Origin of the sequence: Psychrobacter sp. ENNN9_III (genome assembly GCF_001462175.1) — a bacterium.
In the GTDB taxonomy this organism is placed as follows: domain Bacteria; phylum Pseudomonadota; class Gammaproteobacteria; order Pseudomonadales; family Moraxellaceae; genus Psychrobacter.
In genome coordinates this window covers 1-12,440 of the sequence record NZ_LNUO01000055.1, presented here as the reverse complement: position 1 = coordinate 12,440, position 12,440 = coordinate 1, and the positions used below count along the sequence as shown (strand labels likewise).

The 12,440-nt window shown below is 42.1% G+C and carries 8 protein-coding genes and 1 pseudogene; 5 read left to right on the top strand and 4 right to left on the bottom strand.

Annotation, left to right across the window (positions count from 1 at the left end):
• Nucleotides 1-199 precede the first annotated feature (199 nt).
• From PENNN9_RS04130 to PENNN9_RS04115, 4 genes and pseudogenes are all read left to right on the top strand, one after another.
• A complete protein-coding gene (locus PENNN9_RS04130) occupies nt 200-1,492 on the top strand; it encodes a phosphoribosyltransferase domain-containing protein (protein ID WP_058368468.1) in 1,293 nt (430 codons plus the stop codon).
• A 70-nt stretch (nt 1,493-1,562) separates the two neighbouring features.
• Nucleotides 1,563-2,384, top strand: a complete 822-nt coding sequence (locus PENNN9_RS04125; protein ID WP_058368467.1) for an HAD hydrolase family protein — start codon at nt 1,563-1,565, stop codon at nt 2,382-2,384.
• A 38-nt stretch (nt 2,385-2,422) separates the two neighbouring features.
• Nucleotides 2,423-3,592 carry a cysteine protease StiP domain-containing protein gene (locus tag PENNN9_RS04120; protein ID WP_058368466.1) on the top strand — a complete coding sequence of 390 codons (1,170 nt, stop codon included), beginning with the start codon at nt 2,423-2,425 and terminating at the stop codon, nt 3,590-3,592.
• Between the two features lie 69 nt (nt 3,593-3,661).
• Nucleotides 3,662-4,722: pseudogene (locus PENNN9_RS04115) on the top strand (HpcH/HpaI aldolase/citrate lyase family protein).
• Between the two features lie 83 nt (nt 4,723-4,805).
• Here the strand turns inward: PENNN9_RS04115 and PENNN9_RS04110 are convergent.
• Nucleotides 4,806-5,618 carry an alpha/beta fold hydrolase gene (locus PENNN9_RS04110; RefSeq protein ID WP_058368465.1) on the bottom strand — a complete coding sequence of 271 codons (813 nt, stop codon included), beginning with the start codon at nt 5,616-5,618 and terminating at the stop codon, nt 4,806-4,808.
• 387 nt (nt 5,619-6,005) lie between these two features.
• Here PENNN9_RS04110 and PENNN9_RS04105 point away from each other — a divergent pair, with 387 nt between their 5' ends.
• The gene (locus PENNN9_RS04105) at nt 6,006-6,803 is read left to right on the top strand and encodes an enoyl-CoA hydratase/isomerase family protein (protein WP_058368464.1); all 798 of its coding nucleotides are present in this window, start codon (nt 6,006-6,008) and stop codon (nt 6,801-6,803) included.
• 108 nt (nt 6,804-6,911) lie between these two features.
• Here the strand turns inward: PENNN9_RS04105 and PENNN9_RS04100 are convergent, their stop codons facing one another.
• The 3 genes from PENNN9_RS04100 to acnB form a co-directional block, all read right to left on the bottom strand.
• On the bottom strand, nt 6,912-7,355 hold the full coding sequence (locus PENNN9_RS04100; protein WP_178379341.1) for a PACE efflux transporter: 444 nt from the start codon (nt 7,353-7,355) through the stop codon (nt 6,912-6,914).
• A 210-nt stretch (nt 7,356-7,565) separates the two neighbouring features.
• Nucleotides 7,566-9,425 carry an ATP-binding protein gene (locus PENNN9_RS04095; RefSeq protein ID WP_058368463.1) on the bottom strand — a complete coding sequence of 620 codons (1,860 nt, stop codon included), beginning with the start codon at nt 9,423-9,425 and terminating at the stop codon, nt 7,566-7,568.
• 191 nt (nt 9,426-9,616) lie between these two features.
• A complete protein-coding gene (acnB, locus tag PENNN9_RS04090) occupies nt 9,617-12,220 on the bottom strand; it encodes a bifunctional aconitate hydratase 2/2-methylisocitrate dehydratase (protein ID WP_058368462.1) in 2,604 nt (867 codons plus the stop codon).
• Nucleotides 12,221-12,440 lie beyond the last annotated feature (220 nt).

Genomic DNA, 12,440 nt, shown 5'->3' with positions numbered 1-12,440 from the left:
AGGTGAATTGATTCAAATTTTTATTTAAATTCGTTTATACGAATACAATTAATAAGCATCTAATTAATCAATATTTTTACTCGTATCTTATCTTTACTTTTTTTTGTAAAGTGTATAAATCCTGCACTTTACAATGACATTTCAGTTATCATCTGCCCTAATTGTCACACTATAAAATTAAAAGCTTAAAGGAACCTCAATGTCATCTCAGCAGAAGCATACAACCATCGCCCTACCTCGCGGTACACTCAGTTTGACCTACCAAACCAAAGGGGTGACAAGTAATAATGACTTGGAACAAAACGACCATTATCAGTTAGAAGATTTACTTGGATTTGCGCAGCGTATCAATCCAAAGCGTGCATTTTTGTTTGTATCAAAAGTCTTGGGTCGTCATATTCCAGTTGCGCCTACTACCATGCGCCAAGCGTTTACTGATTTGGCAAACTCAATTCCTAGTGACTTGCCTGAGCCAATTTTAGTCATTGGAATGGCAGAAACTGCCGTTGGTTTATCTGCTGGTGTTCATCAAGCGCTACAAACGCGCTATCCAAATGCCTTTCTGCTAAACTCTACTCGTCATGCCCAGCATGCAGATGGTGACGAAAACGCCCTCTTAACCACCTTTAGCGAAGATCATAGTCATGCCAGTCAGCATCTGATCTATAAAAGCGCTGATAAAGCCATACAAGCAAAGCTACTTGCCAGCAGAACACTTGTCATGGTCGATGACGAAGCGTCGACAGGCAATACTTGCATCAATGTCGTGACAGCTTTACGCAACTCAGGACTCACAGAGCTAGAACAAGTACATCTCACCACATTGGTTGATTGGTCTCTAAATCTAAACCAGACTGTGACTGACGCGGACGAGCCAGTCTCTGATCAGGTATCAGCATGTCTACCTAATATCGACTTTCAACGCCATCATTTGTTGTCTGGTACTTGGAGATGGACAGATGCGCCAAACCCTAAAGCAATTATCATGCCATCGGTTGATACCACTGATGCTGGTAGCCAGCCATTAGGCAATACTGGTAACTGGGGACGCTTACCAACACTCGATAGTACAGATGGGTTCGCTGACTATTTATTGAAGTTTCAAAAGGCATTTGCTCAGTTTAGCGGTCAGCTACAGTTTGAACAAAAACAGTTGCCTGAGCGGATTTTGGTTTTGGGCAGTAATGAATTTGTTTGGTTGCCGTTTTTATTGGCGGAATGGCTTGAAAAAGAGACACAAATACAAAGCTCTGAAACAGTACCAACCGTCAAATTTAGTGCATTAACACGCTCACCCATTGCGCCTGGTGGTGCGATTAGTACAATGATGAGTTTTGACGACAATTATGGGCTGGGCATGACCAACTTTGTCTATAACGTTGAGCCAAAAGATTGGGACTTGATTGTACTGTGTGTGGAGACACCTGCTGATAGTGTCGATAGAATGTGGCAAAGTTTGGATAATGTGTTGGTGGTGAGTCCTACGTTTTAGACTACTCTCCAAGCTATGCTCTGACTAGGTTATGCTCTGATTTTTACACTCATCATTTACGGACACTTTTATGACTATCCCGTTTTTTAAGACCAACCCTGACATCATCAAACCTTATACACTTATGGATTTGGACGATACGCTGTTTCAAACTCAGCGTAAAATTGATGCGTGGGGTTTATCCACTTCTGAAACCAAAAATCTAGTATGTGCCACGGTCAATAAACAAGGCGCACCATTGAGCTTTATGAGTCAGCGGCAAACAGCCTTTTTAAATTGGCTGCTTGTGAGCACTGACTTAATAGTCGTCACTGCACGCGACCGTTATGAAATCACGCGCGTTAAACTGCCTTTTAACAGTTGGCAAGTCTTAACCCACGGTGCGATTATTTTGACTTCTGATGGTGAGCTATTAAGTACGTGGCAGCAGTATATGTATAACGAGCTTGCACCCTTACAGGATAAGCTGAACCAATTGAGCCAATTATTTGCAAACCATAGTAAAAACGATAACAGTCAGCTAGTATTTACTCCGCATATCGATAGTTTTAATAATGGTTCTGTTAATGAAGAGCTGACCATTTATTTGGCGATTAAACATGCGCAAAAAGACCATCAAGCATTGATAGAATTAGCCAAGAAGCTGCCTACATTGATACGTGATTTTGAGCAGGACTTTTATGTGCACGTAAACGCTAATAATCTTGCCATACTGCCGCATGCAGTGCACAAGCGCCATGCCGTACAGTTTTTATTAGACCATCATTTAGACAGTCAACGGCCAAGTTTTGGTTTTGGTGATAGCTTAGCCGATTTGCCGTTTTTACAACTATTGGATTGGTACGGTATGCCCAATCATGGTCAACTGCACGACAATATTAATTCTCAGTAATTATAACAATAACAGCCTATACGAGAAAAAAACCTTCTATGACCAACCCCAATATTCAACAACTAAAAAAATACAGCTCAGGCAGTTATCTTGCCAGTGATGTGACGGTACTACTTGATATCGTCGATAAAGAGACGGTGGCCGATGTGCCAGTCAGCCAAAAAGAAGCACTTATTCAAAGTGGTCAGCGTCACTATTCAGACATGCTGACTTTAGAGCAAGCACCGTCCGCCATGCATGAGCAGCTATACGCACAAGCCCTAGATCAAGGCACAAATAGATGCGCGACTGATATTGCTCATTTGGCCCATACGCTACATCATACTTTTCAGCATACTGTTCATGATGAGTGTCCGCTGGTACTGGTCAGCTTGGTACGGGCAGGTTTGCCGATTGGGGTGTTATTGCAGCGAGCCTTAACAGATGCCGCTAGCAGTTATTCTTTGCCCAGTGTGCATTATGGCGTCAGCATCATTCGTGATCGCGGTCTTGATCCAGTCGCACTACAGATGATATTGGAGGCTTATCCAAACAGTCCCATCGTATTTGTCGATGGCTGGACGGGTAAAGGCGCGATTTATCAAGAACTAGCACGCAGTTTAGAAGCCTTTAGTGACCCCAATCATCCATATTTTGCCAGTATTTATCATCAAGGCGCTGGTATCATTCCTTTATTAACACTTGCTGATCCAGCAGGAGTCGCTTGGCTGGCAGCCAGTACTGATGACTGGCTAATCCCATCAGGACTGCTAAACAGTACCGTCTCAGGACTGATATCTCGTAGTCTGTATACCGAGCCGCAATCAGGGCTACATCGCAGCGTGTTTTATGATAATTTGGTAGAGGCAGACCATAGCCTAAAATTTATCGAGCAAATCGATAACGCGCGGCGAACACTGACGATAGCAGAGCAATGTTTGCCGACGTTTATGCAGCCCCGATATCAGACTGCCAAGCTGATAGATAAAATCGCAGCGGACTACGACATTACCAACCGTAATCGCATTAAACCGACGATTGCAGAAGCCACAAGAGCCATATTACGCCGCGACCCTGAGCGTATCTTGTTAGCAACTGCTGAGCACCCTGACACAGTGCTATTACGTCATTTATGTAGCAATCGTAATATTGCTATCAGTGTTTTAGGTGCTAAAATACTGCCCTATCAAGCCATCACTCTTATTAAGCAGCGTGGCAAAGACGATTAGCGCATTGTAATACTCCACTCTTTGTCACTTTTTATAATTTCTCATTTATCCTTATTTATGATGCCAACTATGTCAGATACGCCAAACAACGAAACAAGCATTTATAGCCACACACAATCTTATGAACACCTGATCACTGAGCGTCATGCTATGATCAAGCCGCACACTTATCATCCCTATCAGCTTGGCGCAAGCTTTATATGCCTGCTACCCGTCAAGACATTTGGCAAGTCATTAAGCGTGATAAATTACCGACGATTAATAGCATTATTATTTGTTTAGAAGATGCCGTTAGCCATAGCGATGTCGAGCTGGCACTTGAGCGCTTGCAGGCACTACTTCATACGTGGGCGATGCACGTCGATAGCATCAATATGCCCTCAGGACAGGCAAATATTCAGACGCAGCCAACGCGGCCGCTAGTCTTTGTACGCCCACGTAATCCGATGATACTACAACAACTTACAGATTTTGCTCATATTAACCTCGTTGATGGTTTTGTGATGCCCAAAGTCGATATGTATAGCTTGTCGAATTGGCGTATGGCCTGTCAAAATGTCAGTACGGATCAGTTATTGATGCCAACCTTGGAGACTGCCGCCTTATTCAATCCGCATCATAATCAAGAGTTGGCGATTGGTTTTAAAGAAGCTTTTAACCAGCCCGTCTATGCCTTACGCATTGGTGGCAACGACTTGTTTGCCGCGCTGCGTTTGCGTCGTCCAAAGAATAGTGTCGTCTACGATACTCCGATTGGTACGCTCGCTTATCAACTGCTTGGCTGCTTTGTACCGCATGGTTTTTATCTTAGCGCGCCCGTGTTTGAGTATTTAGATCAACCAACGCTGTTTATGCAAGAGCTGACACGCGATGTCAGCTTGGGCTTAGTCGGTAAAACCGTCATTCATCCAAGCCAAATTGCTTTGGTACAGCAAGCTTATTGCGTGCCGCTTAGCATGTTAGATGAGGCTCAAGCGATACTCCATAGTGAAGCTAAAGCAGTATTTAAATATAACAATACGATGTTAGAGCCTGCAACACATCGCGCTTGGGCGCATGAAGTTGTGAATCGTGCAGAAGTGTTTGGTACTATTAATGATGGCAATAGTGACTACAAACCACGTTTGTAAAATTGATGATTTATACGATACATTAACCTAAAAAAACCGCTGCCTTAACTGGGTAGCGGTTTTTATCAATTAGACTTTATGTACTACACGCAGCACTCTAAAAACTTACTCATTACGGTATTTACTTGCTCAGGTTCTTCTACAGTCGCTGTATGACCAGCTCGCTTGATGACTGCAAGCTTAGAGCTTTTAATGGCAAAGTGCATGCGCTCAGACTTTGAATAAGGGGTCGCGGCGTCTTCATCACCGACTACGATCAGTGTTGGCGCGGTGATACTTCTCAGATGCTCATAGGTTCCGTTACGTTCGATAACGCCCATTGTCGCCTTAGTCACCCCAACCTTATGATTGCCTTGAATCTGCGCCAGCCACTCTTTGCATTCAGATTTGCGCGATTTGTCTGCCAAAAAACTACTGCCAAACATAATAGGCATTACTTTTTTACTAACGCGCTTCATCCCTAACCATCGGATCGCAGTAATGAGTTTACGGTACTGCGGGACATTTTTGGGATCTTCAGGATCAGATGACGTCTCAAGTAGTATCAAAGAGGACAAAAGTTCTGGACGGTTTATAGCGATTCGTTGCCCAATAAACCCACCCATAGACAAACCTACAAAATGACAACTATCGATATCAAGAGCGTCTAATAGCGCGATGGTATCATCAGTTAAAGAGTCCATATCATAACCAGATTTGGTAATCTGCGACTGTCCTTGTCCGCGAAAATCAAAAGCAATACAGCGATAATCTTCTTTAAAATGAGCGACCTGCTTATCATACATCCGCGTACTCCACAGCAGACCATGAGCGAACACCATGACCGGTTTATCTTGATCATTGGGCGCACTGTCCTCGTAATAAATATTGGCATTGTTGATTTGTATATATGGCATAGAAGCGTCCTTGTCTGATGTAGTCAATTAACTATAGTTGTTTATAAGCAAAAAGCGATTGGCTTGTTTGTGAGTATTTTTATATACAGGTTTTTATGCTTTAGCATAAGACACAAACCCTCTGTCGCCTAGTAGGGTTTTTCGTAATGAATGTAAGCAAATTTAAATAAATACATTGTCTTTATCAAGTAACGAGACTGACCCCTGATTCATAATCTTCTATATATTATTTATATTACTGTGGCTCTAGCGCTCACAGAACCTGCTTTTATAATCATAGCAAGCTGCTATAGTAATCGGCACTGGTAGTCCGAGCTTCAATATTATCATTCCTTTTTATTTACTAATAACAGGTTTAAACAACTATATAAGACAAGGAAATCCAACATGTCCCAACCTCTCGTTGAGTATCAAAGCGAAAACCATATCGCCACCATCACCATGAACAGCCCAAAGACCTTAAATGCTTTTAGTACGGCAATGAAAATAGCCATCATGGAAGCCCTCGATAAAGCGGATAACGATGCAGAAGTGCGGGTGATTGTGTTACAAGGTGCTGGTAACAACTTTTCGAGTGGCGGTGATATTGGTGAGATGCTAGAAGGTGGATTGGATTCTGAAGTATTAGCAGGCAAGCTTGATTATATGCTAAAAGAGATAGCTGAGGTTAGCTTAAAGCTGCGTCACATTCACAAGCCTATTATCGCAAAATTAGAAGGCGCGGTTGCAGGCGCTGCCATGAACTTGGCACTCACTTGTGATTTTCGAGTGGCAAGTGAGAATGCGAAATTTGTACAAGCCTTTGTTAATATCGGCTTGATTCCAGATGCAGGCGGTACTTACCTACTCAATCAGATGATCGGTGCAGCGAAAACCACTGAATTAATCATGCTGGGTGACAAAGTTAAAGCAGAAGATATGGCTCGTCTAAATTTGGTCAATAATGTGGTCAGCAGTGAGGAATTAGATGCTGCTGTATACACTTTAGCCACTCGCCTAAGCAGCTTACCTGGGAAAGCCTTGGCGTCTATGAAGCATATGATTAATGTACATGCTTTTTCTGGACTCAATGAAGCGCTTGATATGGAAGTTGAACAACAAAATATGATGGCAGTCACTGATGACTTTGTCGAGGGCGTTACGGCATTTATGGAAAAGCGCAAGCCAGTTTATAAAGGCAAATAACACCTCTTTATATTTGCATACGTTACTCAAAAAGCTGCCAATAATAGGCAGCTTTTTTTTGAGCACAGTCTATAAACAATAAGCAGTACTTTGATATATTAGTGTCGGTTAAGAAGCAGAGGCTGGCTTATGCTGGTTTGGGAAGGTAAATATCTTGTCAAAAATCAAGGTAAAAACGAAAGTGTAAACTAAGAAGAAAAGCAGTAATGCTACCTCCATCATAAAGGCTTCTAGCAAACCAACGTCGTACCAAATCATATAAATCGGTAGGCAAACCAACACCAAGCCGCCTTCAAAACCAAAGGCATGAATGCTGCGTATCAGTAATGTACGCTTTGCCACCTGCTGGCGACGCTCCCATGCTTCAAAAGCGGTGTTATATATAAAGTTCCAAATCACAGCGGCCAATGACACCATCACCGCAACTGGCAAAGACTCTGCCGCGTTGCTGCCGCTAAGCTTCATCAATACATAAGTGGACGAGATAATAGCGATAATTTCAAAGACCGTCACATATAAGAGGCGACGTTTGAGGGGGGATAAGGTAATCAACCAAGACTCCAAAGCACGTAAGGTGCATAATCAAAGTATCGGTCCGTCCCGAGATAAAAAATAAAAAAGTGCAGAGCCACGGTTTCCGCCTGCCCTTATATTATACAGAAGATGGCATAAAAAATCAGCTGGTGCCGCCCACAGTAAAACCACGCACGATTTTGGTTCTCAACTTTTACTATGAGTAAAACTTACGTTGCTAGATATCTCTCAAAGGAATGCTTTTATTCCACTAAACCAATCATTAACTTCATCAAAGACATTCAAATCTTGTAAAAGCTCTACGGTCATCAGCTTAGCACCTTCGTCTGCAAACTTACTTTTTATTTTTGATTTTCCGTGATTAAGTATTTCTGTGCCTCGTCTTTGTGACAAATCAGTTAGAAATTCATTTAAGTTTTTTGGTACATTATGAGTCACCCATTCTTCTTTCCAATTATTGTTGTCTACGAAATAATCTTCATCAATATTATAAATACTTTTAATTAAAGATGGATGTACGTAGTTTTCAATCTCTACCATGCGCGTTAAGCAACCGAAAGACCCGTCTGTCCGTTCATTTACAATATCTATAGCATCTTGATATTTTGCAACATCATTATCATATATATGTATTTGAGGTAAGGTCAACTTGTCTAAGTATGATTTATTAACCCATTCAAGAAGAGTGTTACCACCTAAAGGAATTACCAATATCCTACAATCATTTTCTAGATCAATATCAAATAAGTTACTTATATTATAAAAAAACTTAACATCGTTGATGCCTTCTAAACATAGAATAACTTTGATTCTACTCAAATCATTAGAAGAAGAAATTGTAGGCATAATACCTAAAGTAGCGCACACCTCATCTAGACTAGTATTATGTCCTTGACTAATATCATGTACTCTATTTTCTTTTTTTATGAATCTTATATATTCATAATTTATTGTACTTGCGAGCGCTGGGCTATGAGTAGTTATCAATATCTGCGCACTATTGTTCTCACTTAAATCTAACAAAGATTGAATTAGCATGAGTTGCCAATTAGGATGTAGCGCTGTTTCTGGTTCTTCAATAGCATATATAATTGGCTTTCTACTTTCATTCGCCCTTTCCGCCTCTGCTCTAAAGTAGTTTAAAAGTAACAATCTTCTAAAACCACTTCCACGCTTATTAATTGGTACCTCATCATCGCCTATAAAAGTAAAAGAGAACAGTGAATCCCAATTTTTTTGACTGAGATTAGGTTTTAATGACTCTGCTAAGCTAGGATCCATTTCTTGCATTTTATTGACTGTATCTTGTGCAACCTGAGTTACTAAGTTTTCAATTCTGTTAATAACCCTCTCTAAATCATCTTGTACTTCGCTTATGGCTAGTTTTGTGATTGCTTTTAATGGATCTTGAACCTCTTTATCTGAGTCTTTATTAGCTCTATCTGATTGAAATAAAAAGAATAAGGGGATATCTTTTTGTAGGTTAATCCATACCTTTTTCGCATCCTCTTTGTTTAATTCTATTAAGGTTGTCTTTAAATCAATACTATTCAGTTTGTTATAGCTTTCGTATAGAGCTAACCTCATAGTTGAATTAGTATTCTGCTTTATATTATCAGGTAAATCATCGCCGAATATAGCAGCTACTTTTGACTTAAGATCAGAATTTTTCAAAGTAATGAGAGGCTCATTGAATCCTTTAGGATAGTTAGCTCTTATAAAAATTCTTTCTGACGCTTTTGTTATAGATTTCTTGCTACAATCCCATCTTTTAACTACGTTTAAAAAACCATATTCATCCAACAAATACTCTTTATCTAGGAAAGTTGGTATGGTATCTATTCTCAGCTCAAAGCTTTGTAATTTGAACGATACACCTATTTCTATGTAGTCTTTATCGCTAAACTTACATAAATCCTCAGTATCAATTTTGACTGTACTATTATTAAAAAATATTTCGAGTGCCTCCAGAACAGTAGACTTTCCGACATCATTCCTCCCTACTATTACGTTAAACTTTTCATCAAGCATGACCTCAACGTTTTCAAACCCCCTAAAATTTTCGATTTGCAACTTTACTATCTTCATGATCAAGGCCTATTATTTTTCTACAAAATATAAGCAGACTATACACTATGATATTGGTGGAATAAAGTTTACTTTCAAGTCAGGTTAAATTATACAAAAAAACCCCGCATCATGACGATACGGGGGTTTTTTGTTTTACATATAATTTTTTAGTATAAAGCTTCTAATTTTAAAAGCTTATATACGCAAGATTAGGTCAACTGAGCGACATTAATCTTATCCGCTTCTTCGGTGTACTCTTCCATACGATCAAAGTTCATGTATTGATAGACTTCATCGCCCATACTGTTGAGCATGCCAGCATACTGCTGGTATTCGTCGTTGGTTGGCAGCTTACCCAGTACCGCCGCTACCGCTGCAAGCTCTGCTGACGCGAGATAAACGTTTGCGCCCTGACCGAGACGGTTCGGGAAGTTACGAGTAGAGGTCGATACCGCAGTAGATTTCGGTGCGATACGCGCTTGGTTACCCATACATAGTGAACAACCTGGCATTTCAGTACGAGCGCCAGCTTGTGCATAGACGTTATAGTAACCCTCTTCCATCAACTGGCGTGCATCCATCTTGGTTGGTGGTGCGATCCATAGACGCGTCTTGAGGCTACCTGCTGGTACATCTTGTAGCAGTTTACCAGCGGCGCGGAAGTGACCGATGTTGGTCATACATGAACCGATAAATACTTCATCAATGGTATCGCCTGCGACGTCAGCCAAAGTCTTAGCATCGTCTGGATCGTTCGGGCAGCATAGGATAGGCTCTTTGATCTCGCTCATATCGATAGTCATATCGATAGTATATTCAGCGTCTTCGTCAGCACGCATCAGGCTTGGGTTGGCAAGCCAGTCTTGCATCTGCTCGATACGGCGGCTGATGGTACGGGCATCGCCATAGCCTTCAGAGATCATCCATTTTAGAAGGGTAATGTTTGAGTTTAAGTACTCAGTTACCGACTCTTCAGATAGCGTGATGGTACAACCCGCCGCACTACGCTCAGCTGAGGCATCAGATAGCTCAAACGCTTGCTCAGCCGTTAGGTCTTCTAGACCTTCGATCTCAAGGATACGACCGTTGAACTCGTTAATTTTGCCTTTTTTGTCGACCGTCAAATAACCTTCTTTGATCGCTTGATAAGGGATGGCATGGACGAGGTCACGTAACGTGATACCAGGCTGACGCTCACCGACGAAGCGGACGCGGACAGATTCAGGCATATCAAGTGGCATAACACCAGTCGCGGCGGCAAATGCAACCAAACCAGAACCGGCTGGGAACGAGATACCCATTGGGAAACGTGTATGCGAGTCACCACCAGTACCAACGGTATCTGGAAGGAGCATACGGTTCAGCCATGAGTGAATGATACCGTCACCTGGGCGTAAGCTAACACCGCCACGGTTCATGATAAAATCAGGTAGTGTGTGCTGAGTCTCAACGTCAACTGGCTTTGGATAAGCGGCGGTATGACAGAATGACTGCATCACGAGATCCGCTTGGAAACCCAGGCAAGCCAAGTCTTTTAGCTCATCACGGGTCATCGGACCAGTGGTATCCTGACTACCAACAGTCGTCATTTTTGGCTCACAGTACATACCCGGACGTACGCCTTCTAGACCACAAGCTTTACCAACCATTTTTTGTGCAAGGGTAAAGCCTTTACCAGTATCGGCTGGCTCTTCAGGCTTAGCAAAGACATCTGAATGACCTAGACCCATGTACTCACGCGCACGATTGGTCAGACCACGACCAACGATCAATGGAATACGGCCACCAGCACGCACTTCGTCAAGCAGTGTTGGCGAGTTTAGTTTAAATTCAGAGATAACTTCATCTGAGTCGTGCTTGGTGATTTTGCCATCATGGGGATAGATGTCGAACACATCGCCCATATTTAGGTTATCGACCGCTACTTTCTCAATTGGCAATGCGCCAGAATCTTCCATAGTGTTAAAGAAGATAGGAGCGATGTTGTTACCAAGTACCAGACCGCCGCCGCGTTTGTTTGGCACATTCGGGATATCTTCGCCCATTAGCCATAGTACGGAGTTGGTCGCAGACTTACGGCTAGAACCTGTACCGACGACGTCACCAACGTACGCAAGTGGGTGGCCTTTTTCTTTGAGTTCTTCGATTTGCTTCATCGGACCAACAACGCCCTCTTCATCAGCAGTAATACCGTCGCGAGAGTTTTTATGCATGGCTAATGAATGAAGTGGAATATCAGGACGGCTCCACGCGTCTTGCGCAGGAGATAGATCGTCAGTGTTGGTCTCGCCTGTGACTTTAAAGGTCGTATAAGTTGATTTCTTTGGTACCTCGGCGCGGTTCAAGAACCACTCAGCATCAGCCCAAGACTGTATGACTTCTTTGGCAATATCGTTGCCGGCTTCAGCTTTTTCAGTCACGTCATTGAACGCGTCAAATACGAGCAAAGTCTTTTTTAACGCTTCAGCAGCGTCTTGTGCAACATCGGCGTCATCTAGTGCGGCAACCAATGGCTGTACGTTATAGCCACCTTGCATGGTGCCTAAGATTTCAACCGCTTTTTTCTTATTGATAAGTGGTGAGCTCGCCTCGCCTTTAACGATAGCCGCCAAAAATGCAGCTTTGACGTAAGCCGCTTGGTCAACGCCAGCAGGGATACGGTTTTCTAGCAGGTTCATTAAGAAATCATCTTCGCCTGCTGGTGGATTTTTTAACAGCTCAACCAACTCTGCTACTTGTTTTTCATTTAGTGGTAGCGGTACAGTTCCTAGCTTGGCACGTTCTTCGACATGTTTACGATAAGCTTCTAACACAATAGTCGTCCTCGTTAGTTGGGAATTAACACAATACGTGGGTAGTCAGTATGACTGCCTGCGTCTATGTACTTTATAAAATAATTTCGGTGCAATCATAGCTTAAAATGCTCTTAATGTTAATGGCTATGGCTTTAAAAGGTACAGAATAAAGCCATATTGGACATTTATTATAAAAATAGTACTATCAATTGTATGATTAACTACCCTCTCATGACCC

Excerpts from the sequence above, each read along its gene's own strand:
- PENNN9_RS04130 (WP_058368468.1), top strand. The coding sequence starts at position 200 with ATGTCATCTCAGCAGAAGCATACAACCATCGCCCTACCTCGCGGTACA.
- PENNN9_RS04095 (WP_058368463.1), bottom strand. The coding sequence starts at position 9,425 with ATGAAGATAGTAAAGTTGCAAATCGAAAATTTTAGGGGGTTTGAAAAC.
- PENNN9_RS04120 (WP_058368466.1), top strand. The coding sequence starts at position 2,423 with ATGACCAACCCCAATATTCAACAACTAAAAAAATACAGCTCAGGCAGT.
- PENNN9_RS04105 (WP_058368464.1), top strand. The coding sequence starts at position 6,006 with ATGTCCCAACCTCTCGTTGAGTATCAAAGCGAAAACCATATCGCCACC.
- PENNN9_RS04110 (WP_058368465.1), bottom strand. The coding sequence starts at position 5,618 with ATGCCATATATACAAATCAACAATGCCAATATTTATTACGAGGACAGT.
- PENNN9_RS04125 (WP_058368467.1), top strand. The coding sequence starts at position 1,563 with ATGACTATCCCGTTTTTTAAGACCAACCCTGACATCATCAAACCTTAT.